The 24,487-nt window shown below is 65.2% G+C and carries 27 protein-coding genes; 6 read left to right on the top strand and 21 right to left on the bottom strand.

What is annotated here, in order from left to right; all coding sequences use genetic code 11:
* Nucleotides 1-21: 21 nt before the first annotated feature.
* The 6 genes from dtd to BMI87_RS03215 form a co-directional block, all read right to left on the bottom strand.
* Nucleotides 22-471, bottom strand: coding sequence for a D-aminoacyl-tRNA deacylase (dtd, locus tag BMI87_RS03190; RefSeq protein ID WP_078519700.1), 450 nt, complete (start codon nucleotides 469-471; stop codon nucleotides 22-24).
* A complete protein-coding gene (locus tag BMI87_RS03195; protein ID WP_078519701.1) occupies nucleotides 468-1,391 on the bottom strand; it encodes a carbohydrate kinase in 924 nt (307 codons plus the stop codon). The genes dtd and BMI87_RS03195 overlap by 4 nt, the downstream gene beginning before the upstream one ends.
* Nucleotides 1,392-1,464: 73 nt before the next feature.
* Nucleotides 1,465-3,600 carry a hypothetical protein gene (locus tag BMI87_RS03200; RefSeq protein WP_078519702.1) on the bottom strand — a complete coding sequence of 712 codons (2,136 nt, stop codon included), beginning with the start codon at nucleotides 3,598-3,600 and terminating at the stop codon, nucleotides 1,465-1,467.
* Complete coding sequence (locus tag BMI87_RS03205; protein ID WP_078519703.1) at nucleotides 3,597-6,338, bottom strand: DUF4159 domain-containing protein; 2,742 nt, start codon at nucleotides 6,336-6,338, stop codon at nucleotides 3,597-3,599. Before BMI87_RS03205 ends, BMI87_RS03200 begins: the two co-directional genes overlap by 4 nt.
* On the bottom strand, nucleotides 6,338-7,258 hold the full coding sequence (locus tag BMI87_RS03210; RefSeq protein WP_246832633.1) for a DUF58 domain-containing protein: 921 nt from the start codon (nucleotides 7,256-7,258) through the stop codon (nucleotides 6,338-6,340). The genes BMI87_RS03205 and BMI87_RS03210 overlap by 1 nt, the downstream gene beginning before the upstream one ends.
* Nucleotides 7,255-8,271: a MoxR family ATPase gene (locus tag BMI87_RS03215; protein WP_078519704.1), complete on the bottom strand. Its 1,017-nt coding sequence runs from the start codon at nucleotides 8,269-8,271 to the stop codon at nucleotides 7,255-7,257. The genes BMI87_RS03210 and BMI87_RS03215 overlap by 4 nt, the downstream gene beginning before the upstream one ends.
* A 73-nt stretch (nucleotides 8,272-8,344) precedes the next feature.
* Between BMI87_RS03215 and BMI87_RS03220 the strand changes: the two genes are divergently transcribed.
* Together BMI87_RS03220 and BMI87_RS03225 are read left to right on the top strand one after the other, a co-directional pair.
* Nucleotides 8,345-8,938 carry a DUF1285 domain-containing protein gene (locus BMI87_RS03220; protein ID WP_078520027.1) on the top strand — a complete coding sequence of 198 codons (594 nt, stop codon included), beginning with the start codon at nucleotides 8,345-8,347 and terminating at the stop codon, nucleotides 8,936-8,938.
* Between the two features lies 1 nt (nucleotide 8,939).
* On the top strand, nucleotides 8,940-9,692 hold the full coding sequence (locus BMI87_RS03225; protein WP_078519705.1) for a hydroxypyruvate isomerase family protein: 753 nt from the start codon (nucleotides 8,940-8,942) through the stop codon (nucleotides 9,690-9,692).
* A gap of 1 nt (nucleotide 9,693) precedes the next feature.
* On the opposite strand, the gene BMI87_RS03230 is transcribed toward BMI87_RS03225, so the two are convergent.
* Nucleotides 9,694-10,665 (bottom strand): cation diffusion facilitator family transporter, encoded by a 972-nt coding sequence (locus tag BMI87_RS03230; protein WP_078519706.1) that lies wholly within the window; start codon nucleotides 10,663-10,665, stop codon nucleotides 9,694-9,696.
* Nucleotides 10,666-10,930: 265 nt separating this feature from the next.
* Between BMI87_RS03230 and BMI87_RS03235 the strand changes: the two genes are divergently transcribed.
* Nucleotides 10,931-11,167, top strand: coding sequence for a DUF2798 domain-containing protein (locus BMI87_RS03235; RefSeq protein WP_078519707.1), 237 nt, complete (start codon nucleotides 10,931-10,933; stop codon nucleotides 11,165-11,167).
* Here the strand turns inward: BMI87_RS03235 and polA are convergent.
* Nucleotides 11,161-13,986 carry a DNA polymerase I gene (polA, locus tag BMI87_RS03240; RefSeq protein ID WP_078519708.1) on the bottom strand — a complete coding sequence of 942 codons (2,826 nt, stop codon included), beginning with the start codon at nucleotides 13,984-13,986 and terminating at the stop codon, nucleotides 11,161-11,163. The genes BMI87_RS03235 and polA overlap by 7 nt on opposite strands.
* 71 nt (nucleotides 13,987-14,057) lie before the next feature.
* On the opposite strand from polA, the gene BMI87_RS21950 reads away from it, so the two are divergent.
* Entirely contained in the window at nucleotides 14,058-14,348 is a 291-nt protein-coding gene (locus BMI87_RS21950; RefSeq protein ID WP_146681489.1) for a hypothetical protein, read from the top strand.
* Nucleotides 14,349-14,370: 22 nt separating this feature from the next.
* Here BMI87_RS21950 and BMI87_RS03245 read toward each other — a convergent pair whose 3' ends face one another.
* The gene (locus tag BMI87_RS03245) at nucleotides 14,371-14,814 is read right to left on the bottom strand and encodes a globin domain-containing protein (RefSeq protein WP_078519709.1); all 444 of its coding nucleotides are present in this window, start codon (nucleotides 14,812-14,814) and stop codon (nucleotides 14,371-14,373) included.
* A complete protein-coding gene (locus tag BMI87_RS03250) occupies nucleotides 14,801-15,007 on the bottom strand; it encodes a zinc-finger domain-containing protein (protein ID WP_078519710.1) in 207 nt (68 codons plus the stop codon). The genes BMI87_RS03245 and BMI87_RS03250 overlap by 14 nt, the downstream gene beginning before the upstream one ends.
* Before the next feature lie 80 nt (nucleotides 15,008-15,087).
* Between BMI87_RS03250 and BMI87_RS03255 the strand changes: the two genes are divergently transcribed.
* The gene (locus BMI87_RS03255; protein ID WP_246832634.1) at nucleotides 15,088-16,020 is read left to right on the top strand and encodes an ABC transporter ATP-binding protein; all 933 of its coding nucleotides are present in this window, start codon (nucleotides 15,088-15,090) and stop codon (nucleotides 16,018-16,020) included.
* On the opposite strand, the gene BMI87_RS03260 is transcribed toward BMI87_RS03255, so the two are convergent.
* From BMI87_RS03260 to BMI87_RS03305, 11 genes are all read right to left on the bottom strand, one after another.
* Complete coding sequence (locus tag BMI87_RS03260) at nucleotides 16,017-16,874, bottom strand: DUF1989 domain-containing protein (protein ID WP_078519712.1); 858 nt, start codon at nucleotides 16,872-16,874, stop codon at nucleotides 16,017-16,019. The two genes, BMI87_RS03255 and BMI87_RS03260, sit on opposite strands and share 4 nt — an antisense overlap.
* 117 nt (nucleotides 16,875-16,991) lie before the next feature.
* Nucleotides 16,992-17,168, bottom strand: a complete 177-nt coding sequence (locus tag BMI87_RS22455) for a hypothetical protein (protein WP_158522076.1) — start codon at nucleotides 17,166-17,168, stop codon at nucleotides 16,992-16,994.
* A 189-nt stretch (nucleotides 17,169-17,357) separates the two neighbouring features.
* Nucleotides 17,358-18,134, bottom strand: a complete 777-nt coding sequence (locus BMI87_RS03265) for a succinate dehydrogenase iron-sulfur subunit (protein ID WP_075776181.1) — start codon at nucleotides 18,132-18,134, stop codon at nucleotides 17,358-17,360.
* Between the two features lie 17 nt (nucleotides 18,135-18,151).
* A complete protein-coding gene (locus tag BMI87_RS03270) occupies nucleotides 18,152-18,439 on the bottom strand; it encodes a hypothetical protein (RefSeq protein WP_078519713.1) in 288 nt (95 codons plus the stop codon).
* Nucleotides 18,439-20,244, bottom strand: a complete 1,806-nt coding sequence (gene sdhA, locus BMI87_RS03275; protein ID WP_078519714.1) for a succinate dehydrogenase flavoprotein subunit — start codon at nucleotides 20,242-20,244, stop codon at nucleotides 18,439-18,441. The genes BMI87_RS03270 and sdhA overlap by 1 nt, the downstream gene beginning before the upstream one ends.
* A 13-nt stretch (nucleotides 20,245-20,257) precedes the next feature.
* Nucleotides 20,258-20,650 carry a succinate dehydrogenase, hydrophobic membrane anchor protein gene (locus BMI87_RS03280; RefSeq protein ID WP_075776184.1) on the bottom strand — a complete coding sequence of 131 codons (393 nt, stop codon included), beginning with the start codon at nucleotides 20,648-20,650 and terminating at the stop codon, nucleotides 20,258-20,260.
* Between the two features lie 11 nt (nucleotides 20,651-20,661).
* Nucleotides 20,662-21,051, bottom strand: a complete 390-nt coding sequence (gene sdhC, locus BMI87_RS03285) for a succinate dehydrogenase, cytochrome b556 subunit (RefSeq protein ID WP_075776227.1) — start codon at nucleotides 21,049-21,051, stop codon at nucleotides 20,662-20,664.
* Nucleotides 21,052-21,306: 255 nt separating this feature from the next.
* Nucleotides 21,307-22,341 (bottom strand): MaoC family dehydratase, encoded by a 1,035-nt coding sequence (locus BMI87_RS03290; RefSeq protein WP_078519715.1) that lies wholly within the window; start codon nucleotides 22,339-22,341, stop codon nucleotides 21,307-21,309.
* Nucleotides 22,341-22,544 (bottom strand): DUF1737 domain-containing protein, encoded by a 204-nt coding sequence (locus tag BMI87_RS03295; protein WP_078519716.1) that lies wholly within the window; start codon nucleotides 22,542-22,544, stop codon nucleotides 22,341-22,343. The genes BMI87_RS03290 and BMI87_RS03295 overlap by 1 nt, the downstream gene beginning before the upstream one ends.
* Nucleotide 22,545: 1 nt before the next feature.
* Nucleotides 22,546-23,097, bottom strand: a complete 552-nt coding sequence (locus BMI87_RS03300) for an NnrU family protein (protein ID WP_078519717.1) — start codon at nucleotides 23,095-23,097, stop codon at nucleotides 22,546-22,548.
* A gap of 12 nt (nucleotides 23,098-23,109) precedes the next feature.
* Entirely contained in the window at nucleotides 23,110-23,970 is an 861-nt protein-coding gene (locus tag BMI87_RS03305; protein ID WP_078520028.1) for a CoA ester lyase, read from the bottom strand.
* 176 nt (nucleotides 23,971-24,146) lie between these two features.
* Between BMI87_RS03305 and BMI87_RS03310 the strand changes: the two genes are divergently transcribed.
* Entirely contained in the window at nucleotides 24,147-24,479 is a 333-nt protein-coding gene (locus BMI87_RS03310) for a hypothetical protein (protein WP_216644087.1), read from the top strand.
* Nucleotides 24,480-24,487: the final 8 nt, after the last annotated feature.

Consider the following 24,487-nt stretch of genomic DNA (forward strand, 5'->3'; position numbering starts at 1 on the left):
GCAAGACCGCCCACGCGGCGCTCAGGGACGGTCGGCGCTGTCCATCCAGATCGTGACCGGTCCGTCATTCAGGAGCGCCACTTTCATATCCGCACCAAACTCCCCGGTCTGAACCGGCAGGCCCAGAGATTCGAGGTGACGGGCGAAATGCTGATACAGCCGATCGCCCTCTTCGGGCGGGGCTGCCGCAGAGAAACCGGGGCGGTTGCCGCGCGACGTATCAGCCGCCAGCGTGAACTGGCTGACCACCAGACAGGCACCGCCAATGTCACCCACCGCGCGGTTCATCTTGCCCGCCTCGTCCTTGAAGATGCGCAGTTTCGAGACCCGCTCGGCCAGCTTCTCGGCCACTTTCTCGTCATCGCCCTGCATCGCGCAGCACAGGATCAGAAGGCCCGGCCCGATCTCGGAGATGCGATTGCCGTCGACGGTGACCGAGGCCTCGGAGACCCGCTGGATCAGCGCCCTCATGCCAGTTCGTCCGCCCAGGGCGGGTTGGCCCCTGCCCGGCTGACGACCACCGCAGCGGCGGCGACGCCCAGTTTGAGGCAATCCGAGATCAGCCCTTCCTCGGCGCGTGCGAGCGCGCCTTTGTCGAGCGCCTCGGCACGGTCCAGCGCGGCCAGAACGCCTGCGTTGAAAGTATCGCCTGCGCCGACCGTGTCGATGACCTCGACTTTGCGCGCGGGCACGAAGACCTCGCAGTGTTTCGAGAAGCCATGCGCGCCGGTCGCACCTTCGGTGACGAAGACCAGCTTCGGCCCTTTCGCGAGCAGCCCGCGCGCGAGATCGGCGATGGTGCCCGGTCCTTCGATCCAGCGCAGATCCTCGTCCGAGACCTTCACGATATCGGCGACAGTGAACATCCGTTCCAGCCGCGCGCGATAGGCCGCCTCGTCGCCGATGAAACCGGGGCGGATATTCGGGTCGATCATCGTCACGCGGCTCTCGGCCTCGCGCAGCATCAGCGCCTCATAGGCCGCACCGCAGGGCTCGACCGGCAGCGAGATGCCGCCGAAGAACATCGCCTTCACCTCTGCCGGGATCGCGGGCATGTCCTCGATCTTCAGCATCCTGCCTGCGGTGTTCTCGTCGTAGAAAGCGTAACTCGCATGGCCGTCGGTGAGCGTGACGAAGGCGAGCGTCGTGGGTCGGGCCGAGCGCACTGCAAGCCCCGCATCCACCCCGCTATCGGAGAGCGAGCGGATGAGCATCTGGCCGAACAGGTCTTCGGACAGCCCCGACAGAAACCCCGAGCGCGCTCCCAATCGCCCCAGCGCAATCGCGGTGTTGAACACCGCACCGCCCGGATAGGGCGCAAAGGCCGCCTCGCCTTGCGCGCTTTCGCGCGGGAGCATGTCGATCAGGGCTTCGCCACAACTCAGGATCATCGGGGGCCTCCTCATTCCGATACCGCTAACACCTGCTACACGCGAAGCGGTGTCCGGGCAATCCCCGCAGGGATCACGCTGCAGTCGGCCCGCCCTTGTCGCCGCCGCGCCGGTTGCGCCCTTCGATCAGCCACGCGCCCACGGTCAGCAGGGCCGCCAGGATCAGCCAGGCCCAGGCGGGCAGCAGCGGCTGCACCCGGATGTCGGTGGTTGCGGTCGCGCCGCGCGGCGTGATGCCGATCCAGCCGCGCCCCGATGTCGGGCGACCCGCGCGAACTTCGCGGATGGCGGGCACCCCGTCCTCGAGCCGCGTCACGCCGCCATTCGACGCCTCGACCACGGCGGAGAGGGGATCGCCGCTGGCGATCGTCTGCTCGAACTCGCGCGGGCTTGCAGGCCCCAACGCCACGACACGTTCGAGATCGCCGTCCTTGAGGCGGTAGAGCCCCGCCTCGGGCGCGGTCCAACGCGCGGTGAAGCGGCCGGGTGCTGTCTCGGTCAGCGGCACCTCTTGCGTCGAGCCATCGGGTAGCGTCACGGTCACCGGCGGCGCGGTGTCTTCCATCGTGCGGCGGATGATCCGCATCGAGAGCGCGCCGGGATCGATCTCGGCATAGAGCGCCTCTTCCTCGAGTTCCGGCTCTTTCATCTCCCAATGCGCGATCCGGCGCAGCAATTCGAGCTGCGGCCCGCCGCCGTCATAGCCGCGATCCCAGAGCCATGCCTGATCGGAGGCCAGCAGCGCCACGCGCCCCTCGCCTTCGCGCGAGAGCACCAGAAGCGGCTTGCCCTCGGCGCCGGACATCACGACCTCGCCCGTGGGGTTCGTCAGTTCGATCTGGCGCAGCCAGTGGCCCCAATGCGGGCCGTCATTCTCGGCGGCCGTATCCTGCTCGCCCGCGGGCGCGGGCGCCCCTTCCAGTCCCGCGGTCACCGGATGGCGCAGCCCCAGATCGGTCGGACGCGGCAGGAAGCTTTCCGACATCACACGACCCGTGGGGCGCGCGGGCATGATGTCGCCAAGGCTGGTCTGATAGAGGCTCTCGACGGTCGCGAATTCCGGACCGGCGGCCACGAGGATCGCGCCCCCGCGCTCGACGTAATCCTTGATATTGTCGAAATACGCGGACGGCAGAATGCCCCGCGCGCCGTAGCGGTCGAAAATGATCAGGTCGAACTCGTCGATCTTGTCGACGAACAGTTCCTGCGTCGGGAAGGCGATGAGCGACAGTTCCGTCACCGGCACACCGTCTTGCTTTTCGGGCGGGCGCAGGATTGTGAAATGCACGAGGTCCACGCCTGCGTCCGATTTCAAAAGGTTGCGCCATGTCCGCTCGCCCGCATGGGGCTGGCCGGAGACCAAGAGCACCCGCAGCCGGTCGCGCACGCCGTTGATCTGCACGGTGGCGACGTTGTTGCGATCGGTCAGCTCGCCCTCGGTCGGCGACAGCGTGAACTGCACCACGTTCTGCCCGCCATGGGTCAGCGTCAGCGGCAGTTCCAGATCGCGGTCGGTGCGCACCGTGTAGCTTTTCGGATCCTTGCCATCGATCGAGATGGTCAGATCGGCCGTGCCGCCCGCGCTTTCGGGCACGTTGCCCATATCCTCGACCTTGAGGCGGATATCGGTCTCCTCGCCGATGATCCCGAAGGACGGCGCGGTCTCGATCAGGATACGCCGATCCCAGTCGCTGCGCTTGCCGGTCAGCAGCACCTGCAGCGGCGCGGGCAGATCGGGGGCGAGCTGCGCATCATGGGCCTGCCCGTCGGTGACCATCAGCGCGCCCGCGACCCGCGCGCGGGGCTCGGCGGCGAGCGCCTCGGCCAGGGTCGAGCCCAGCTCGGTGCCCGCATTGTCGGCCCCGTCTGGAACGGTGATCCGGCGTGTCTCCACATTGGGCATCGCGTCGAGTTGCGCCTGCAGACGCGTCAGGGCGGTATCGGTCTGCGCGACACGATCCGAGAGTTTCTGCGACGAGGAACGGTCGTCGATCAGCAGCACGATATTGGACAGCGGCGCGGTCTGTTCGCGCTGCAAGGAGGGCTGCGCGATGGCGGCCAGCAGCACCAGCGCGGCCAAGGCCCGCAGCGCCCAGCCCTTCAGCCCGCGCCACAGCGCCAGCGCCAGCAGCACGACAGCCACCACGCCTGCGCCCGCGATCACAGGCCACGGCAGAAGCGGTGCGAAGATGATCGACATCCCGTTCATTGCCCCAGCCTTTCGAGAAGCGCAGGTACATGGACCTGATCGGATTTATAATTACCGGTCAGCACATGCATGATCAGGTTCACCCCGAAGCGATCCGCGATCTCGCGCTGACGCTCGCCGGTGCGGCCACGGCCCACCGGGAACATCGGCATCCCGCGATCGTCGACGGCCCAGGCCGAGGCCCAGTCATTGCCGCCGATCACCACCGGCGTCACCCCGTCATTGAGGTTGCGAAACGGCATCCCCTCGGCGCGTTCGGCATCGGCGGGCGGGGCCTCCACCCAGATCGTGCCGTCATAGCGGCCGGGGAAATCCTGCAGCAGGTAGAAAGTGCGGGTCAGCACGTGATCGTCGGGGATCGGCGCGAGCGGCGGAATGTCCAAGGGCGCGGCCAGCGCCTGCAGGCGTTTGCCCGCGGGGGTCGCCTCGCCGAAGCCCGCGATATCTGCGTCGCGCGTGTCGAACAGGATCATGCCGCCGCCGCGCAGGTAGCGGTTGAGCTTGGCATATTCCATCGGGCTCGGCGCAGGCTGATCTGCGGTGATCGGCCAGTAGATGAAGGTGAAGACGGCCAGATCGTCGTTCTCGAGGTCGACCATCATCGGCGCGGAGGGCTCGACCGTGGTGCGGCGATTGAGGACCTGCGACAGCCCCTTCAGCCCCGCCATGGACACCCGGTCCACCTCGGCATCGCCGGTGGGCATCGCGGCCAGAACCACGTTGGACGCAGCCTCGATTGCGCGCGCCGGATCCATATCCTCGGCATGGGCTTGCGGCGGCGCGAAGCTGGCGAGGATCAGGGCGGCTCCAAAAGCGGCGGCCTTCATCGCGCGCGGCCCCCAAAGCTTGCCCGAGAGCGCCAGCGTCGCGAGGATATCGATCAGCAGCGCCGCCAGCGCCGCGGCCAGCAGCCAGCCTTTCAGCGGCATCTCGCGCTGCTCGAAGGCCCCTTCGACCGGGACATTGGCGGGCCAGCTTGCCGGGGACAGCGTCGCGCCGCGCGGCAGGGCGTTCAGCGCGACTGAGCGATCCTCAGCGGTGTAGATGCCCGGGCGCAGTTTCGGCCCCGGCTCGGCCTTGGCCAGCTCCTCGCCCGGAACCCCCGCGGCGGCGCCTGCGTCCTGCAACCGCCCGAACCCGTCGAGCAGCTTCTGCGGTACCCAGGTCTGGCCCGCGAGATCAGCCTCTTCCGGCGCGGCGGGCCGGGCAGAGACCGCGAGCCGCTCCAACATCTGCGGGAACAGAAGCGACAGCGGCAGCGTCGACCATTCGGCATTCGCGGTGACATGGAACAGCACGACCGCCCCCTGCCCCATCTTGGCGCGGGTCACGAGCGGCGTGCCATCGGTCAGCGCGGCAATGGTGTGCTCGGAGAGGTCCGGCGTGGGCTCGGCCATGACCTGCGCCTTCACGGTCACATCGTCGGGCACTTGCAGCCCGGCGAAGGGCGAGTTCTCCGGGAAAGGTGCCAGCGCGCGCGGATCGCCCCAGCTCATCGTGCCGCCCAGCGAGCGGCCGCCCGCGCGCAGCTGCACCGGCAGAAGCGTATCGGCATCGAGATCGGCATTGGCCATGCGGGGCCCTGCGAAACGGATCAGCAGCCCGCCCTTTTCGACCCAGTCGTGCAGTTTCGATTGCTCCGGCAGATCGGCCATATCGGCGAGGATGATCACGTCCGGATCGGCGGTCAGCACATCGGCGAGCGTACCCTCGATCAGGTCCGCCGTGGGGGCGAGCGCCTGATGCAGGTAATGGGTGGGCGAGAGCAGCTCCAGCCCCTCGCGGTCGCGCGCGCCCGACAGGATCGCGACCTTGCGGCGCTTCACCGCGTCGTCGGTCAGGCTGACTGCGCCTGCCGAGCGCATGCCAGTGATCTCGATCCGGCTGATCCGGTTGCGCAGCTCGGGCGGCAGATCGAAGCGCAGCTCGGTCTCGCGGCTGTCGGTGAATTGCAGCGGCTGGCTGGCCAGTTCCCGCTCGATCCCCGCCGGGTCCCGCCCCACGGCCGCGACATCGCGCGGGCTGGGCGGGATGGAGGAGGCGAGCGCCGGCACGACGAGCGCGCCATCCTCGATCCGGGCCGCCCCCAGCGCCAAGACCGGCAATTGCGGCTGCCAGACCTTGACCGGACCGCGCGCTTCCAGCGCATTCAGAACACCGGCGCGGCTGTCGCGGGCCAAGCCGTCCGACAGCCAGAGCGTCTCGAAATTCCCCTCGGGCAGGTTTGCGGCGTCGAAGCTCTGCGGGGCCCAAGGCTGCGGCTGGATGCCGGGCAGCGACTGGATCAGCGCGCCCGCATCCGTGAAACTCACCTGCGTGGGCGGCGGATCGGTCAGCGAGATCACTGCCGCCGGACGTCCCGCCTGTTGCGCATCCTTCAGCGCCGACGTCATCCGCTCCACCCGGCGCGGCCAGTCGCGCGCGGAGGCCCAGCTACCGTCAGCCACGATCAGGAGCGGCCCGGTGCCGGGCACGGCCCGCTGCGGATTCAGCACCGGCCCGGCAAAGCCGATGATCGCCGCAGCCAGCGCCAGCAGACGCAGCGCCAGCAGCCACCACGGCGTGCGCGCGGCCTGCACTTCCTCGTCCTTGAGGCCCAAAAGCAGCGCGACGCCCGGAAAGCGCCTGCGGATCGGCGCGGGCGGCACCGCGCGCAGGATCAGCCAGATGATCGGCAACGCAGCCAGCCCCAGCAAGAGCCAGGGCGCGGTGAAGCCGATGGGGCCGAGCATCCACATCAGCGCCCCCTCTCGAGCGCGGAATAAAGCCACAGCAGCGCAGCCTGCGCCGGATCGCCCGTGTGATGGGTCGAGAATTGCCAGCCCGCGCTGCGCGCCAGCCGGGCGAGCTGATCGCGCCGCGCAGCCAGCCGATCCAGATAACGCGCGCGCAGATCGCCCGCCTTGCGGGTCTCATGGATTAATGAGCCGGTCATCGACTGGAAGATCGTGCGCCCATCATAGGGGAAGGCCTCTTCGTCGGGGTCGAGCACCTGCATCATCACGCCCGACACACCGCGATCGGCCAGACGGCCCAGCGCGGCTTCGATCGGTCCGAGATCGCCGAAGAAATCCGACAGGAGCACCACCCGCGACTGCGGCGTGACGCCAGCAATTTCGGGTGCGCCGTAGTCCTGCACGCCCGCCTCGCGCGACAGAAGGCCTGCAAGCTCCATCAGCTGCGCGCGGCCCGGACGTGGCGGCGCGAGCGGGCCGGTCAGCCCGACGCGCTCGCCGCCGCGCACCATCAGCACCGCAAGCGCGAGGCCCAGAACACGGGCGCGCTCTGATTTGGTGGCGCGCGCATTGCGCCCGCTCTCGGCCCCGGTGAAGCGCATCGAGGCCGCATCATCGACCCAGAGATGGACCGATTGCGCCAGCTGCCATTCCCGCTGGCGCACATATTGGCTGTCCGAGCGCGCCGAGCGCCGCCAATCGACGAAGCGCAGCTCGTCGCCCGCATGGGCGGGACGGTATTGCCAGAATTCCTCGCCCGATCCCGCGCGCCTGCGGCCATGCGCGCCCATCTGGACGGTCGCCGCCAGATGCTCTGCCGCGACCAGCAGCGGGGGCAGCGCAGAGGCCGCCCCTTCCGCCTCGCGGCGCAGGCTCAGCGCGGGGGCCTGCCCCGGCGCTGCGGTATCGGAGGTTGCGCTCAAGCGGCGGCACCGGCGGCGCGCGGCCCGGTGACCTCTGCCACGGCGCGGTCGATCAGATCGCCCAGCGTCTCGCCTCGGGCGCGGGCCGCGAAGCTCAGCGCCATGCGGTGGATCAGCACCGGGCGGGCCATCGCCTGCACGTCGTCCAGCGTCGGCGCGAGGCGGCCATTGATCAGAGCACGTGCCCGCACGGTCAGCATCAGCGCCTGCGCGGCCCGCGGCCCCGGCCCCCAGGCCAGCGCATCGCGGATGAAATCGGGCGCCTCGGCCTCGCGCGGGCGGCATAGCCGCACCAGATCGAGGATCGCATCGACGACCTTCTCGCCCACTGGCATTTGCCGCACGATCCCTTGCGCCTCGATCAGCTCGGCCGGGGTGAAGACGGTATGCGCGCCCTCCGCCGCGACGCCGGTGGTCGCCAGCAGGATCGAGCGCTCGGTCTCGCGATCCGGGTAGTCGACGTCGATCTGCACAAGGAAACGGTCGAGCTGGGCTTCGGGCAGCGGATAGGTGCCCTCCTGCTCGATTGGGTTCTGCGTGGCGAGGACGTGGAAGGGCGGGCCAAGCGGGCGATGCTCGCCCGCGATGGTGACCTCGCGCTCCTGCATCGCCTGCAAGAGCGCGGACTGGGTCCGGGGCGAGGCGCGGTTGATCTCGTCGGCCATCAGCAGCTGGCAGAAGACCGGACCTTCGAGGAAGCGGAACGCGCGGCTGCCATCGGGCGCGGTTTCCAGAACTTCGGAGCCCAGAATATCGGCGGGCATCAGGTCGGGCGTGAACTGGATGCGGTTCGAGCCCAGCCCCATCACGGTGGACAGCGTCTCGACCAGAAGCGTCTTGCCCAAGCCCGGCAGGCCCACCAGAAGCGCATGCCCGCCAGACAGCATCGCGGCCAAAACCAGCTCCACCACCTGGTCCTGCCCGATGAAACGCCGGTCGATCGACGCGCGCGCCTGTGCGAGCTTGCCGCCAAGTCGTTCGATATCTTCCATCAGCTTTTCGGGCTCGGCCATGACATTCTCCCCGTTGATGCCTATCTTTCCCAGCAAAGCAGATATCCACGCTCCGACCAACGGCCAAATTTACATGACGGATCACAAACAGACAGTTTCGACCCATTCCCCGACGGCAGACGGGCTAGCCGATGCGGCCAAGAAAGCCAGCAAAAAGGGCCCCCCGCCCGTGCATTTGTGGGATCCGCCCTTCTGTGGCGATCTCGATATGGAGATCCGCCGCGACGGGACTTGGTTCTATCTCGGCACTCCGATCGGGCGCGAGGCGCTGGTGCGACTGTTTTCATCGATTCTGAAACTGGAGGACGGGAAATACTACCTCGTCACCCCGGTCGAGAAGGTCGGTATCCGGGTCGAGGACGCGCCTTTCATCGCCGTCGATTTCACAACCGAGGGCGAAGGCGACGATCAGTCGATTCGATTCACGACCAATGTGGGCGACGTGGTTCTGGCCGATGCGGAGCACGCGATCCGGGTGGAACATAGCGAGGATGGCGAGCCCCGCCCTTACCTGCATGTGCGCCGCGGGCTGGAGGCTTTGATCGATCGCAAGAGCTTCTACCGGCTCGTCGATCTGGCCGTGACCCGCGAGCATGAGGGCGAGGCGTGGACGGGCGTTATCTCCGCGGGCAGCTTTTTCCCGATCCTGCGCGCGGCGGAACTGTAACGTGCCGAAATTCGCCGCGAACCTGACCTTCCTCTTCACTGAACTTCCCTTCATGGAGCGGTTCAAAGCGGCGAAACAGGCCGGCTTCGATGCGGTCGAGGTGCTGTTTCCCTACGACGCCTCCGCGCAGGAGATGCGCCACGAGTTGATCCGCCACGACCTGAGCTTCGTGCTGATGAACGTGCCACCGCCGAACTATACGGGCGGCGATCGAGGCTTTGCCGCCGTGCCGGGGCTGGAAGACCGCTTCCGCCGCGATTTCGACCGCGCGATGCGCTTCGCCGACATCCTGAAGCCGCGCGTCATCCACATCATGGCGGGCAAGGCCGAGGGGGCGGAGGCCCGTGCGACCTATATCGAGAACCTGAAATGGGCGGCGGCGCGCGCACCGAAACGGCGCCTGACGATCGAACCGATCAACCCGATCGACATGCCGGGCTATTTCCTGAACGGTTTCGATCTCGCGGCGGATATCCTCGATGCGGTCGCCGCCCCGAACCTGCATCTGCAATTCGATGCCTATCACGCGCAGATGTTGACCGGCGATGTGGCGGGAGCTTGGGCGAAACATGGTCACCGTGCGGCCCATGTGCAATTTGCCGACGCCCCGGGGCGCGGCGGCCCCGGTTCGGGCAAGATCGATCTGGAAGGTGTCTTCGCGACGCTCGATGCCGATGGCTATGACGGCTACGCGTCAGCGGAATACACCCCGCAGGCGGAGACGCGCGAAACGCTGGGCTGGCTTCCGCGCTAACTTAATGCGCCGGATGGCCCGCGTGGGCATGATCTGAGTGCCCGTGATCTGCGTGCCCATGATCTTCGTGGTCGTCATGGTCCGCGTGATCGGCGCAACCAAGGCTCGCGCTTTCCGGCTCCAGCGTCGCGTGGTGGATGCCGAACTGATGCGCCAGCATATCCTTGGCCCGCGCGATGACCGTGGCGTAATCCCGTCCCTCGTCCAGCACCAGATGCGCCTCGACGGAGACACGCTTCTCGTCGATCTGCCACAGGTGGACGTGGTGGACGCTCGAAACGCCCTCGACCTCGCCCAGCGCGCCCTGCACTTCCGTGCAATCCTTCTCGGGCGGCGCGCCCAACATCAGGATGCGCAGCACCGGTTTCAGATCGGTCGCGACATGCCACAGGATGAAGACCGAGATGCCGATGGTCAGGATCGGATCGACCAGCCGCCAATCGTAAAGCAGGATCACGATACCGCCGACGATCACCGCGACCGAGGCCCCGGCATCGGCGAGGTTGTGCAGGAAGGCCGCACGGATGTTCAGGCTGTGCTTGGAAAGCGCATAGGTCAGCGCGGCCGTCGCCAGATCGATGATCAACGCCAGCGTCGCCAGCCAGACCACGATCCAGCCATCGACCTGCGGCGGGTGGATCATGCGCCCCACGGCCTCGACGACCAGCCAGACCGAAATCAGGATCAGCGCGATGTAATTGACGAAAGCCGCGATGACCTCGGCGCGCGACCAGCCGAAGCTCATCGCCGCATCCGCCCCGCGCTTGGCCAGTTTGCGCGCCCCGAAGGCCAGCACCAGCGCCGCCGCGTCCGAGAAGTTGTGCACCCCGTCCGCGATCAGCGCCATCGAGCCCGCGATCGCCCCGCCGAAGACCTGCGCAAAGGTAAGCACGACATTGACGACCACCGCCCAGAGCACACGGTTGTCACTGGCATCGTCCAGATTGTGGTGGTGGTGATGATCGTGGGGCATGGGCGCTCTTCTCGGTTCTCGGCGCCTGAGGCGCGGTTGGGACGCTCCGCGGGGGATATTTGGACCAAGCCGAAGACCAAGCGTGCAATTCGGCTTGGCGCAAATATCCCCGCCGGAGGCATGCGCAGTCTCAACATTGCCGGACGGCAGGGTCAATGCGGGACGGTGTCTCTGCGCGGATGAACACACAGGTTTGTGCGTTGCCTCCTCACGTCCAATCACCAAAATGCGAGCGACTGACTTTCCGGCCCAAGGAGGAGACCTGATGATCCCCGCCCGCTACGCGCATTTCATTTTCAGCCTGATCCTGTCGGGGATCATGTCGTTTCTGGTCTCGGGCATCGCGACCTACCGCGCGACGGGGATGGTGGAAGACTTCACGGCGCTGTGGGTGGCAAGCTGGGTGTCCAGCTGGATGCTCTCCTACCCATCGGTGCTGATCGTCGCGCCGTTTGCACGGCGCGTGACCAATCTGCTGGTGCGTCAGCCCGCAGCTCAGTGAGCTGCGGCCCAGCTATCGCCCTGCCCCGCATCGACGACCAGCGGCACCGTGAGTTTCATCACAGGCTCCGCCGCGCCTTCCATCGTGGCCCGGGCGGTCTTGATCAGGTCGTCGACGGCCGCATCCTCGACCTCGAAGATCAATTCGTCATGCACCTGTAGCAGCATCCGCGCGGGAATGCCCTCGATCGCCTCGGGCATCCGCACCATCGCGCGGCGGATGATATCGGCCGCGGCCCCCTGGATCGGCGCGTTGATCGCGGCGCGCTTGGCAAAGCCCGCCGACGGTCCCTTCGCGCCGATATCCGGCGTGTGGATCTTGCGCCCGAACAGGGTCTGGACGAATTTGTGCTCTTTCGCGAAGGCCACGGTGTCGTCCATGTATTTGCGGATGCCGGGGAAGCGCTCGAAATAGCGGTCGATGAAGCCCTGCGCCTCAGAGCGTGGGATGCGCAGGTTGCGCGCGAGACCGAAGCCGGAAATCCCGTAGATCACCCCGAAATTGATCGCCTTCGCCTGACGGCGGATTTCGGGCGTCATCTGGTCGAGCGGCACGTCGAACATCTCCGACGCGGTGGCCGCGTGAATGTCCAGGCCGTCCTTGAAGGCTTCGCGCATCTCGGGAAGGTCCGCGACATGGGCGAGGATGCGCAGTTCGATCTGGGAATAGTCGAGCGAGACGATCTTGCAGCCGTCGCGCGCGACAAACGCCTCGCGGATACGGCGGCCTTCCTCGGAGCGCACGGGGATGTTCTGCAGGTTCGGATCGGTCGAAGCCAGACGCCCGGTATTCGCGCCCGCGATCGAATAGGAGGTGTGAACGCGGCCCGTCTCCGGGTTCACATGCGTTTGCAGCGCATCCGTATAGGTCGATTTCAGCTTCGAGATCTGCCGCCAATCGAGCACCCGCGCCGCCAGCTTCGCAGCCTGCGGGTTGGTGTCTTCCATCGTCGTCACGTCTTCGAGCACGTCCGCCCCGGTGCCATAGGCTCCGGTCTTGCCCTTCTTGCCGCCCTCGACGCCCATCGTGTCGAACAGGATCTCGCCCAGCTGTTTCGGCGAGCCGACATTGAAGGGCTGGCCCGCGATCTCGGCGATCTCGTCCTCGAGCTGCGCCATCTTCTGCGCGAAAGCGTTGGACATGCGGGACAGCACCGAGGCGTCGACCTTCACGCCAGCCATTTCCATATCGGCCAGCACCGGGACCATCGGGCGCTCCAGCGTCTCGTAGACGGTGGTGACCTGTTCGCGATGCAGACGCGGCTTGAACTGCTGCCAGAGGCGGAGCGTGATATCGGCATCTTCAGCGGCGTAGCGGGTGGCCTTGTCGATCTCGACCTTGTCGAAGGTGATCTGGCTCTTGCCGGAGCCGATCAGCTCCTTGATCGGGATCGGCTGGTGGTTGAGGTAGCGATCCGAAAGCGCATCCATCCCGTGGCCGTGCAGCCCCGAGAACATCGCGTAGGACATCAGCATCGTGTCGTCGATGGGCGCGACGCGGATGCCGTGACGGGCGAAGATCTTAAAGTCGTACTTCATGTTCTGGCCGATCTTGAGGATCGCCGGATCCTCGAGCACCGGCTTGAGCAGCGCGAGCGCCTCGTTGAGGTCCATCTGCCCCTCGGCGCGCTCGGCTCCGCCGAACAGATCGCCTTCGCCTTTGCTATGCCCGAGCGGCAGATACGCCGCTTTCCCCGCCTCGATGGCAAGCGATACGCCCACCAGTTCGGCCTGCATCTCGTTGAGCGAGGTGGTCTCGGTATCGACCGCAACCCAGCCTTTCGCGCGGGCCTCATCGAGCCATTGCGTCAGCGTCTCGGCGTCGCGGATGCAGACATAGCTGTCAGGATCGAAGGGCGGCTGCTCGACCTCGGGCGTAGCGTTGTCATGGCTGGCGGGCACGTCAGAGACCTCGGGCGCGGCCGGCGGCTCGGCACCGAATTTCTCCGCCACACGGCGCGTCAGCGTGCGGAATTCCATCTCGTTGAGGAAGCCCATCAGCGTGTCCACGTCCGGCTCGCGGATTTCCAGATCGTCGAGCGTGAACTCGATGGGTGTCTGATCGTCGAGCGTCACCAGCTGCTTCGAGAGGCGAATCTGGTCGGCCTTCTCGATCAGCGTCTCGCGGCGCTTGGGTTGCTTGATCTCGGAGGCGCGCTCCAGCAGCGTGTCCAGATCGCCATATTCGTTGATCAGCAGCGCCGCCGTCTTCACGCCGATCCCGGGCGCGCCGGGGATGTTGTCGACCGAGTCGCCCGCCAGCGCCTGCACGTCGATCACGCGCTCGGGGCCGACGCCGAACTTGGCCTCGACCTCCTCGACGCCGATGGCGCGGTTCTTCATCGCATCGAACATCTCGACCCCGCCGCCGACGAGCTGCATCAGGTCCTTGTCCGAGGAGATGATCGTCACGCGGCCGCCCGCCTCGCGGCCCTGCCGCGCCAGCGTCGCGATAATGTCGTCGGCCTCGTAGCCGGCCAGTTCCTCGCAGGCGATGTTGAAGGCCTTGGTCGCGTCACGGGTCAGCGGGATCTGCGGGCGCAGCTCCTCGGGCATCTCGTCGCGATTGGCCTTGTATTGATCGTAGAGGTCGTTGCGGAAGGTGTGGCTGCCCTTGTCGAAGATCACCGCCGCATGGGTCGGCGCGTCCGAGCCGTTGGCGTCTTCGATGTACTTCCACAGCATGTTGCAAAAGCCCGCGACCGCCCCGATCGGCAGCCCGTCGGACTTGCGCGTCAGCGGCGGCAGCGCGTGATAGGCGCGGAAAATGAAGGCCGAACCGTCGATAAGATGCAGGTGACAGCCTTTGCCGAATGCCATTGCGAGAGCCCTCCTTCGCGCGTTGGCCCCGGTTGTGCCACAGGGGGGTGCGGAGGGGAAGAGGATCGGGGATGCTGGAAGCGGAGCTCCAAGGGATCAAAGCGCCCACCCGAGGCTCGGGCGCGTCCCTCATAGCGAAGCGCCCTCTTGCCAGAACCCCTGAAATCCCCCATCTCAAGCGGCAACCGCAAAGGATCGAACCGATGGATTATTCCAAAATGGGTGGCGCAAGGCCGCCGAAGAACACGCCCAAACATGCCGAGCACAACGCCTATGGCAGTGACAAGACGCCGTACGGGAAGAAAGACCCGAAGGCTGCGCTGCTCGAACGGATGAAGGCGGCGGCGAAGAAGGATAAGTGAGGCGCGGAAGGCAGACCGGTGCCTAGAGCTGATCTTCCAGCGCCGCGGCCCCGGCCATCATCTGCGCCGAGACTAAGCTGAACAACTCGGCCCAGTCGGCGGCCAGTTCGGGCGTCCAGTGATCGCCCAGCTTGGCCGCGAGGCCTGCGATCACCGCCTCTGACAGCCACGTGTAATAGTCCGGCTCGGCGCCGAACAGCACATGCATCTGGCCGAGGCCGGGCAGTTCCAGCTCCTGCTCCTCGGGTGGATCGAGCGTGGAGAGGATCACCTCCATCATCGCGGCATATTTCAGCTGCTGCCCGCCTTCGCTGTTGGGCAGCACCTGATCAAGCTCGGGATGGACCGCGAAGAGCCGCGCGAAGGCGTCGCGAAACAGCGACGGATCCTCGAAGTCGAGCCGCGCCGCGCTGGCTTTCACCCGCGCCGCACGCTCTGCTGGCAAAAGTGGTTCAGTGATCGTCATGCGCGTGATCGCGGTCGATCACATATTTCTTGTCGCAATAGCCGCATTCGACGAAACCGGTGTCACGCGGGATCGACAGCCAGACGCGCGGATGACCCAACGCCCCCTCGCCGCCATCGCAGGCGACCTTCCAGGTGGTGACGACCTCGGTCTCGGGTGCCTCGGGGGCATTAGGCGAATGGGTGGCAGTCATGGATGCTCCGTCTATATAAGGCACGAAAACCGCGCCCTGAATTTGGGCTTCATTCTAGCAATCGCGAAAGGCGGGGCAAGTTGGAACAGCAGGCAATCGAAGTTACCGGGCTGCGCAAGACCTATGCAGGCGGCAAGAAGCAGGAACCGAAGGAAGCGCTGAAGGGGCTCGACCTGTCGATCCCCGAAGGCTCGATCTTCGGGCTGCTTGGGCCAAACGGGGCGGGCAAGTCGACGCTGATCAATATTCTTGCGGGTCTGGTGAAGAAAACCGACGGGCGCGTCATGATATGGGGATTCGATCAGGATGTGAACCCGCGCCAGTCGCGCGCCGCGATCGGGGTGATGCCGCAGGAGCTGAACATGGATCCGTTCTTCACGCCGCGCGCGGCGCTGGAGATGCAGGCAGGCCTCTACGGCGTCCCGAAATCCGAGCGCTGGACCGATGAGATTCTCGAACTGGTGGGGCTGTCGGACAAGGCCGAGGCCTATGCGCGCAACCTTTCAGGCGGGATGAAGCGGCGGCTTCTGCTGGCCAAGGCGCTGGTGCATCGGCCGCAGATCCTAGTACTGGACGAGCCCACCGCAGGCGTCGATATCGAGCTGCGCGCGATGCTGTGGCGCAATGTCCGCAAGCTCAACGAGCAGGGCATGACGATCATCCTCACGACCCACTACCTCGAGGAAGCCGAGGAGATGTGCGACGAGATCGCGATCATCAACAATGGAGAGCTGATCGTGCGCGACACCACGCCAAACCTGCTCAAGCGGATGGACCGCAAGGCGCTGGTGGTCGAGCCGCGCAATGAGGTCAGCCAAGAGATTCGCCTACCCGAAGGCGTCACCATGGAGACCCGCCCGGGCGGCCAGATGGCGTTTTCCTATTCGCGCACCGACACCTCGGCGGAGGATATCCTCGATGCGCTGCGCGCAGCCGATGTCGAGATTCGCGACATCGCGAGCGAACAGCCGGGGCTGGAGGAAGTCTTCGTCTCGCTGACCTCGAACCGTTAAAGCCCGTGGCTGCGGTCGTAGGCGTTGGGCGCAGGCGGCGCCCAGCCCTCGGGCGCTGATTTCGGACGGTAGATTTCGACGCCCAGCGGGTAGCAGGCGGCCGTATCCGAGCTGTGCTCGGACGAGCAATCCCCGCCCGGACAGGCCGAGAGCACGCCCAGCAGATCGGACTCCGCGAAGAATTCGAGGTAATCGCCGGGGCGCACCGGGCTCGCCTTCATGAAATACTGCCCGGTGTCGCGGGTGAAGCCGGTGCACATGAAGACGTTGAGCACGTCATGCACCAGCGCCTCCGCCTCGCGCAGCGGCAGCTCGCGGGCTTCGGCCAGTGCGCGGGTCAGGTTTGAATGGCAGCAATGGTGATACTGCCCGCCATCGGACAGCAGGCAATGCGTGTAGGGATCGCAGCGCGTGCCGATCACGTCATGGAGCGAGCCGCCGAATGCGTCGATGCCATACCAGTCGAGCGTATCCTCGGTGATCGTCGCCAGCGGGCGCATCGCCGGAAAGCCCGACCACATCCGGTCGCCGCGGCTCAGATGCGTGCCATGCAGCGCGCGGGTCTTGCCGGAATAGAACCGCTCGGACAGGTCCGCCGAGAACAGGTTCAGATCGCCCACCTGCGGCCCCTCGACCGAAGCGATGCGGAAGAAATGCCCGGCGGGCACGTCGAAGGCTAGCGCCTCGCGCGGGGGCACGCGCAGATCGGCGACCTTCTCCCAGCCCTCACGCGCGGCGCGATAGGCGGACAGGTCCGGCGCAGGCAGCGCATCGGTCGGGTAACAGATCACCGGCGCGATATCGCGGCAGGCTTGGGCGTCTTCGGGCGCGGCGTGCTCGGGCGTCGGATGCATGGGGCTCCCTCCTTGTTGCGGCCACTCTGCCCTGCCCCGGCCAAGAGCGAAAGGCGCAAAGAAAAACCCCGACCGAAGCCGGGGTAGTCACGACAGAACTATTCGGGAGGTCACCGCTCAAGCCGCGGTGTAATACTCGTACATCAGCTCGACCGCTTCGAGACCGTCGGTATTTTCGGTCTTCGCAGTCGGGATGAATACGGGCGTGGACTTCTCAGGGGTGTAGTAGGCCAGATGCTCTTCGGCCACCTGGATCGGTTGCGCCCCTTTGGGGAATTTGACGATGTCGACCATGGAACTCTCTCCAGTCACGTTTCGAGTTCCTCCCTGACACCCGATTTAGGGGTTTTCGCGCGGATTCAAACCCAAAATGCTGCATGTGCGATATGCATTTGCCGCAACGCAGCAAAAAGGGCGGCTCGCGCCGCCCTTTCCACAAAACGTTGGGGTGAACCATAAGCTCACCCCAATATGTACATCGGATCAGACGACCCGGTTGACCTGCATCCGCTTGATCTCGGCGATCGCTTTCGCGGGGTTCAGACCTTTCGGGCAGGTCTTGGTGCAGTTCATGATCGTGTGGCAACGATAGAGCTTGAAGGGGTCTTCGAGCTGATCGAGACGCTCAGCCGTCGCTTCGTCGCGCGAGTCGATGATCCAGCGATAGGCGTGCAGCAGCGCTGCCGGGCCGAGGTATTTGTCGCCGTTCCACCAGTAGCTCGGGCAGGAGGTCGAGCAGGATGCGCACATGACGCATTCATACAGACCGTCGAGCTTCTTGCGGTCTTCGATCGACTGACGCCATTCCTTCTCGGGACGGTTCGTCTTGGTCTCGAGCCACGGCATGATCGACGCGTGCTGGGCGTAGAACATGGTCAGGTCGGGGATCAGGTCTTTCACCACCGGCATGTGCGGCAGCGGGTAGATCTTCACGTCGCCCTTGATCTCGTCGAGGCCGTAGATACAGGCCAGCGTATTGATCCCGTCGATGTTCATCGCGCAGGAGCCACAGATACCTTCGCGGCAGGAGCGGCGGAAGGTCAGCGTCGGGTCGATCTCGTTCTTGATCTTCAAGAGCGCGTCGAGAACCATCGGACCGCACTTATCCATGTCGATGAAATAAGTGTCGAGACGCGGGTTCTCCCCGGTATCCGGGTCCCAGCGATAGATCTGGAACTTGCGGATATTCTTGCCATCCGGCTTCGGCCAGGTCTTGCCGACGCGGATCTTGGAATTCTTCGGAAGCGTGAACTGAACCATGGTTGGTCCCCTTTCCGTCAGTACGAATAGAGCGGCCGCGTGGGCATTCGGCCGGATTTTCTGTAAACGCAGGAGTCGTAGGCCGCAGAGGGATCGCCCTGCACATAGGCCCCGACATTGAGCTCGACCTTCAGGTTCGAGCGGAAGCCGTCATTGGTCACCCCCATGCCCGCCTCGCCCGAGATGGGCGGTTTGGGCGCGAACTGGGCGTAGCACTGGCGCTCGGCCTGCTCGACCGGAATAGGGCCGCAGGCGGCAAGGCCAAGCCCTGCCGCGAGAAGCCCATATGCCGGTGCGTGACGCATCAGTAGACCCGCTTCTTCGGCGCGATCTTCTTGATCTCGATCCCGCCCTGATCCTCGGGGGTCAGCGGGTCCATGTGGACCGGGCGGAAGGTCAGATCGACATTCGCGCCTTCGACATGCATGATCGAGTGCTTGCGCCATTCGGTGTCGTCGCGATCGGGATAGTCCTCGTGGGCGTGCGCCCCGCGGCTTTCCTTGCGCGCCTCGGCGCCGACGATGGTCGCCAGCGCGTTCGGCATCAGGTTCTCGAGCTCGAGCGTTTCCATCAGGTCCGAGTTCCAGACCAACGACCGGTCGGTGACCTTGAGATCGTCGAGCTTTGCGGCGACCGCCTTCATCTTCTCGACACCCTCTGCCAGCGTCTTGTCGGTGCGGAACACCGCCGCATCCGCCTGCATCGTGCGCTGCATCTCGTCGCGCAGTTGAGCCGTCGGCGTGCCGCCATCGGCGTAGCGCACCTTGTCGAAGCGCTCGAAGATCGCGTCGATCTTGGCTTTCGGGATATCCGGGTTGGAGCTGTTCGGATCGACGACCTCACCGGCGCGGATCGCGGCGGCGCGGCCGAAGACCACAAGGTCGATCAGCGAGTTGGAGCCCAGACGGTTCGCACCGTGCACAGACGCCGAACCCGCCTCGCCCACGGCCATCAGGCCGGGCACGATCGCATCGGGATCGCCCTCTTTCGGGTTGATGACCTCGCCGTGGTAGTTCGTCGGAATGCCGCCCATGTTGTAGTGAACGGTCGGCAGAACCGGGATCGGCTCTTTCGTGACGTCGACGCCGGCGAAGATCTTCGCCGATTCCGAAATGCCCGGCAGACGCTCGGCCAGAGCTTCCGGCGGAAGGTGGCTGAGGTTGAGGAAGATGTGGTCCTTGTGCTCGCCCACGCCGCGGCCTTCGCGGATCTCCATCGTCATGCAGCGAGACACCACGTCGCGCGACGCCAGATCCTTATAGGTCGGGGCGTAACGCTCCATGAAGCGCTCGCCTTCGGAGTTGGTCAGGTAACCACCCTCGCCGCGTGCGCCTTCGGTGATCAGGCAGCCCGAACCGTAGATACCGGTCGGGTGGAACTGCACGAATTCCATGTCCTGCAGTGCGAGACCGGCCCGCGCGACCATGCCGCCACCGTCGCCGGTGCAGGTATGGGCCGAGGTGGCCGAGAAATAGGCGCGGCCGTAACCGCCGGTCGCCAGCACCACCATCTTCGCGTTGAAGACGTGCATCGTGCCGTCGTCGAGCTTCCAGCAGACGACGCCCTGACACTGCCCGTCATCGGACATGATCAGGTCGATCGCGAAATACTCGATGTAGAACTCGGCGTTGTTCTTCAGCGACTGACCGTAGAGCGTGTGCAGGATCGCGTGACCGGTGCGGTCCGCGGCGGCACAGGTACGCTGCACGGGCGGGCCTTCACCGTATTCGGTGGTGTGGCCGCCGAAGGGACGCTGGTAGATCTTGCCCTCTTCGGTGCGCGAGAACGGCACGCCGTAATGTTCCAGCTCGTAGACAGCCTTGGGGGCGTGCCGCGCGAGGTATTCCATCGCGTCATTATCGCCGAGCCAGTCCGAGCCCTTGATCGTGTCGTACATGTGCCACTGCCAGCTGTCCGGGCCCATGTTGCCCAAGGACGCGGCGATGCCGCCCTGTGCGGCCACCGTGTGCGAGCGGGTCGGGAAGACCTTGGTCACGCAGGCGGTGCGCAGGCCCTGTTCGGCCATGCCGAGCGTGGCGCGCAGACCCGAGCCACCGGCGCCGACCACGACCACGTCGTAATTATGCGTTTCGTATTCGTAAGCAGCCATTATCTCGTCCCGTTCAGTTGCCCAGCAGAAGGCCGATGAAGACCATCTTGCCGAGTGCATAGAGTGCGGTCGCCATGATCACGTAAGCCAGCGAATGCATCGCGATCTTGGTCGCCTTTGCGGCGGTGCCGTGGATGTAGTCCTCGATCCAGATCTCGGTGCCCTTCGCGAAGTGGCGCATGCCGACGATCACGACCAGCGCGGTCAGGATGGCCGGGAAGGGCTTCGAGAAGGTCGTGATCACGGTCTGCTGATCGGCGCCGAGCGTGGTGCCGACGATATAGAGCCAGGTCGGGATCATGAAGGCGAGAGCAACGGCCGAGGCCGACATCCACCAGTGATGCTCGGGGCCGGTGCCCGAGGCGCCCTTGCCCACGGCGCGCTTGCGGTCGGTGAGGTAACGCATGAGGGCCTCCGTCAGAATTGGATGATGATGAGGGTCAGCACGGTCAGTACGACCGAACCGATGGTGCAGATCCAGCCGAGCATCTCGGCGGATTTGATGTCCATGTACTTGCCCGCATCGAAGATGAGGTGCCGGATGCCGGCGAGGTAGTGATACCAAACGCCCAGCAGCGACAGGGTGAAGACGAGATCGCCGAACCACGAGGTCGCGATCGCGTTCACGAAGTTGAAGTAGTCGGGGCTGGTCGCGGCGGCGAGAAGCCACCAGACGAGCAGCAGCACACCGACGATGATGCCGTTGCCGGTGATCCGCGTCATGATCGACGAGAAAGACGTCATCTGCGGGCGGTAAATTTGAAGGTGCGGGGAAAGCGGACGCTCAACCTGTTTCGCTTCAGCCATGATCGGTCCCTTTTCGCTGGGCTCGGCGCTCTCGTCGGCCTCAATCGGAGGCACGCGCTGGCGCGGAGCTGGCCGGAATTGGCTCTTTTAGTAGCGTAAATTTCTCCCAAGTCACGGGGGGCAAGCTTGAAAACCTGTCATTTACGCATAAAGAGCGGCGAAAAATTCGCTTTGTGATCACATAAATTCTGTGCGTGATCACATGTTAACGCTCGCGGGCGCCCTGCCCCCGCGAGTGAGTCTCTCGAGCCGGGTTCAGATCGGCATCAACGCCCAGTAGTCGAGATCGAGCAGGACCTCGGGCAGGTATTTGCCGTCTTCTCCCTTATAGGCGAACTCGGGCGCGCCCTGCTTCACGGCGACCAGACGCAGACGGATCGCGCCCACACCGGGCGCGCAGGTCTCGGCCTTGTCGAGCACTTCCGACCATGCCTTCACCGTATCGCCCGAGAAGCAGGGATTGGCATGCGCCCCGCCATTGAGCGCCACGATCATCTGCGCGTTCGCCAGCCCGTTGAAGGACAGCGCGCGGGCCATCGAGATCACATGACCGCCATAGATCAGACGCTGGCCGTCCTCGCGGAATGTCGCGTCGAAATGCACCTTGGCGGTGTTCTGCCACAGACGGGTGGCGATCATGTGCTCGGCTTCCTCGATGGTGACGCCGTCCACATGGTCGATCTTTTCGCCGATCTCGTAATCGCCCCAGCGATGCGGCTCGCCCGCCAGATCGAAATCATAATCGTTGAAGCTCAGCCCCTCCGGGATCACCAGATCCGCAGGCGCCACGACCGATGCCAGATCGGGCAGCACGGTCTCAGGCGCAGGCGCATCCAGATCGCCATTGCGCACCATCACCCAGCGGACATATTCCAGCACGGTCTCGCCCACCTGGTTCAGCCCGCGGGTGCGGACATAGACCACCCCCGACTTGCCGTTGGAGTTCTGCTTGACCCCGATCACCTCGGATTCCGAGCGCAGCGTGTCGCCGGGATAGACCGGCTTCAGCCAGCGCCCTTCCGCATAGCCAAGATTGGCGACCGCGTTCAGCGAGACATCCGGCACGGTCTTGCCGAACACCACGTGAAAGGCGATCAGATCGTCGAGGGGCGAGCCTTCCAATCCGCAAGCCGCCGCGAATTCGTCCGAGGAATAGAGCGCATGGCGCGCCGGGTAGAGCGCGTGATACAGCGCGCGCTCCCCTTCCGCCACGGTGCGCGGGACGGCGTGACGGATCACGTCGCCCAGCTTGTAATCCTCGAAGAAACGGCCCGGATTGGTCTTGCCCATCATTGCTCTCCCAGCTTCATGTCGGGGTGATACTCACCCTCGATCTCTTTGATGACAGCCTGGGCACAGCGCATCACTCCATTCGCCTGATCGTAGGCATATTGCGGATCGCCATACAGCACCCAGCCCTTGGACAGCGCGAGGCTGACCTTGTGACAGAAGGCCGAGGTGTCTTCCTCGGTCAGAAGGCGGTAGATCTGCATATCAGGCTCCGAACGGGTTGTGGCCGAACCAGATGTGGATCGAGGCGATCAGCCCGTAGAGGACCAACGTGCCGACGATCCCGCCGATCTCCTTGCCCATCTTTACCTCGGGCGTGACCTTGGCGGGCTTCGACTTCTTGTTGATCAGGATGACCTCGACCACCGCCCACGCCAGCAGACCGCCGAACAGGATGATCCCCGGCAGGGTCGGATTGACCAGCAGGTGCGCGAAGGCCCAGGTCTTCACGCCGGTCAGCTGCGGATGACGGATCTTGCCGCTGAGCCAGAGCTTCATGCCCGAGACCGCGAACAGATAGACCGCGAAAATCATCAGCAGGTTGTTGATCCCCTTGAGCGCCGCGTTCGGCGTCCAGAGGTAGAAGAACGGATCGGCGGCGCGCCAGCCGACGAACATCAGAACGAGGCTGATCAGGACGAGGGCCGCGACCATCGGACGCTCGGCCCCTTTGAGCGCGCGCCGGAAGCCCGGAAAGATCCGTTTTGCCAGATGTGCGAGCGACCAGATCAGGACGCCGAGGATGAGTAGTGCCATTGCGATTGCCTCTTAGCTGCCAAGCGCGGCAATCGCCTCCGCCTTGGCGAGGACTTGCCGCGCCGTGACGATATGCAGATTTTCGACGATCTTTCCATCCACGACCGCGACACCCTGCCCCGCTTTCTCGGCTTCCTCGAAGGCAGCGATCTGACGTCGGGCGAGATCGATCTCGACCTCCGAGGGCGCAAAGGCCGCATTGCAGACCTCGAGTTGCGCCGGGTGGATCAGGGTCTTGCCGTCGAAGCCCATGTCGCGGCCCTGCTCGCATTCGGCTTTGAGCCCCTCGTCATCCTTGAACGCATTATAGACGCCGTCGACGATGATCTTGCCATGCGCTTTCGCGGCCAGCAGGCACAGGCCCAGCCCCGGAAGCATCGGCAGACGGTCGGCGCGGAAACGGCTGCCCAACTCCTTCGCGAGATCGTTGGTGCCCATCACCATGCCTTCGAGCCGCGGATATGCCGCGATATCGCCCGCGTTGAGCATCCCCAGCGCGGTCTCCATCATCGCCCAGAGCGGCACGCCCTGAATCAGGTCCGCCACCTCGACGAGATCGGCGGGGGTGGAAACCTTAGGGATCAGGATCGCATCGACCTTGGCGCCGTTGCGGATCGCGTCGGCGAAGGCCAGCACATCCTCGCGCCCCCATTCGGTGTCGAGCCCGTTGATCCGCACGATCTTCATGCGCGGACCGTAATCGACCTCGGTCAGCGTCTTTGCGAGTAGCGCGCGCGCATTGGCCTTCTCGTCGATCGCCACGGCGTCTTCGAGATCGAAGATGATCGCGTCACAGGCAAGCCCGGTGGCCTTCTCCAGCGCACGCTCTTTCGAGCCGGGAATGTAGAGCACGGAACGGGTCGGGCGGGCCATTTGATTCTCCATCTCGCAATTTTCTTTCGCCAAATCGCACGAATGAGACAGAATCGGCAAGCCCCGATTTGCCGCAACGCAGAAAAATCACAGCGTCCAGCGATACGGAGCCGCGACGTAAAGCTTTCTTGACAGCTGACCGGTCACTCTTTGATGATGACCTCAGAGGGATCAAAATGCTGAACAAAACTTATGTGCTAACGCTCGGCCTGGCCGCAGCGATCGGCTTCGCACAGGCTTCTTACGGAGAGACGCGGGACCCGTCTGATCCGTCGCGCGCCTGCGGCAAGCGAGACGAGATCGTGGCCAATCTCGAAGCGAAATATCACGAGAGCCGCCGCATGGTGGCGCTCTCCGCGAACAACTCCGTGCTGGAGATTTTCGCAGCCGAGGCGGGCAATTGGACGATCATCGTCACACCGGCGGATGGCGTGAGTTGCCTGATCGCCTCGGGCGAGGCGTTCGAGGAGCTCGACGGGACGCTCAAGGAAAAGGACGCGGCGCTCTAGGCGCCGCC

It is taken from the genome of Thioclava sp. F28-4, assembly GCF_002020045.1.
Classification (GTDB): Bacteria; Pseudomonadota; Alphaproteobacteria; order Rhodobacterales; family Rhodobacteraceae; genus Thioclava; species Thioclava sediminum.

Bases quoted from the DNA above. Each gene is read 5' to 3' on its own strand.
- BMI87_RS03215 (WP_078519704.1), bottom strand. From the start codon at position 8,271: ATGGCCGAGCCCGAAAAGCTGATGGAAGATATCGAACGACTTGGCGGC.
- BMI87_RS03250 (WP_078519710.1), bottom strand. From the start codon at position 15,007: ATGACTGCCACCCATTCGCCTAATGCCCCCGAGGCACCCGAGACCGAG.
- BMI87_RS21950 (WP_146681489.1), top strand. From the start codon at position 14,058: ATGCTGGAAGCGGAGCTCCAAGGGATCAAAGCGCCCACCCGAGGCTCG.
- BMI87_RS03310 (WP_216644087.1), top strand. From the start codon at position 24,147: ATGCTGAACAAAACTTATGTGCTAACGCTCGGCCTGGCCGCAGCGATC.
- BMI87_RS03290 (WP_078519715.1), bottom strand. From the start codon at position 22,341: ATGGGCAAGACCAATCCGGGCCGTTTCTTCGAGGATTACAAGCTGGGC.
- BMI87_RS03300 (WP_078519717.1), bottom strand. From the start codon at position 23,097: ATGGCACTACTCATCCTCGGCGTCCTGATCTGGTCGCTCGCACATCTG.
- BMI87_RS03280 (WP_075776184.1), bottom strand. From the start codon at position 20,650: ATGCGTTACCTCACCGACCGCAAGCGCGCCGTGGGCAAGGGCGCCTCG.
- dtd (WP_078519700.1), bottom strand. From the start codon at position 471: ATGAGGGCGCTGATCCAGCGGGTCTCCGAGGCCTCGGTCACCGTCGAC.
- BMI87_RS03295 (WP_078519716.1), bottom strand. From the start codon at position 22,544: ATGCAGATCTACCGCCTTCTGACCGAGGAAGACACCTCGGCCTTCTGT.
- BMI87_RS03220 (WP_078520027.1), top strand. From the start codon at position 8,345: ATGACGGATCACAAACAGACAGTTTCGACCCATTCCCCGACGGCAGAC.
- BMI87_RS03305 (WP_078520028.1), bottom strand. From the start codon at position 23,970: ATGGCCCGCCCGACCCGTTCCGTGCTCTACATTCCCGGCTCGAAAGAG.
- BMI87_RS03205 (WP_078519703.1), bottom strand. From the start codon at position 6,338: ATGTGGATGCTCGGCCCCATCGGCTTCACCGCGCCCTGGCTCTTGCTG.
- BMI87_RS03195 (WP_078519701.1), bottom strand. From the start codon at position 1,391: ATGATCCTGAGTTGTGGCGAAGCCCTGATCGACATGCTCCCGCGCGAA.
- sdhA (WP_078519714.1), bottom strand. From the start codon at position 20,244: ATGGCTGCTTACGAATACGAAACGCATAATTACGACGTGGTCGTGGTC.
- BMI87_RS03235 (WP_078519707.1), top strand. From the start codon at position 10,931: ATGATCCCCGCCCGCTACGCGCATTTCATTTTCAGCCTGATCCTGTCG.
- sdhC (WP_075776227.1), bottom strand. From the start codon at position 21,051: ATGGCTGAAGCGAAACAGGTTGAGCGTCCGCTTTCCCCGCACCTTCAA.
- BMI87_RS03245 (WP_078519709.1), bottom strand. From the start codon at position 14,814: ATGACGATCACTGAACCACTTTTGCCAGCAGAGCGTGCGGCGCGGGTG.
- BMI87_RS03260 (WP_078519712.1), bottom strand. From the start codon at position 16,874: ATGCATCCGACGCCCGAGCACGCCGCGCCCGAAGACGCCCAAGCCTGC.
- polA (WP_078519708.1), bottom strand. From the start codon at position 13,986: ATGGCATTCGGCAAAGGCTGTCACCTGCATCTTATCGACGGTTCGGCC.
- BMI87_RS03230 (WP_078519706.1), bottom strand. From the start codon at position 10,665: ATGCCCCACGATCATCACCACCACCACAATCTGGACGATGCCAGTGAC.
- BMI87_RS03270 (WP_078519713.1), bottom strand. From the start codon at position 18,439: ATGCGTCACGCACCGGCATATGGGCTTCTCGCGGCAGGGCTTGGCCTT.
- BMI87_RS03200 (WP_078519702.1), bottom strand. From the start codon at position 3,600: ATGAACGGGATGTCGATCATCTTCGCACCGCTTCTGCCGTGGCCTGTG.
- BMI87_RS03265 (WP_075776181.1), bottom strand. From the start codon at position 18,134: ATGGTTCAGTTCACGCTTCCGAAGAATTCCAAGATCCGCGTCGGCAAG.
- BMI87_RS22455 (WP_158522076.1), bottom strand. From the start codon at position 17,168: ATGGTCGACATCGTCAAATTCCCCAAAGGGGCGCAACCGATCCAGGTG.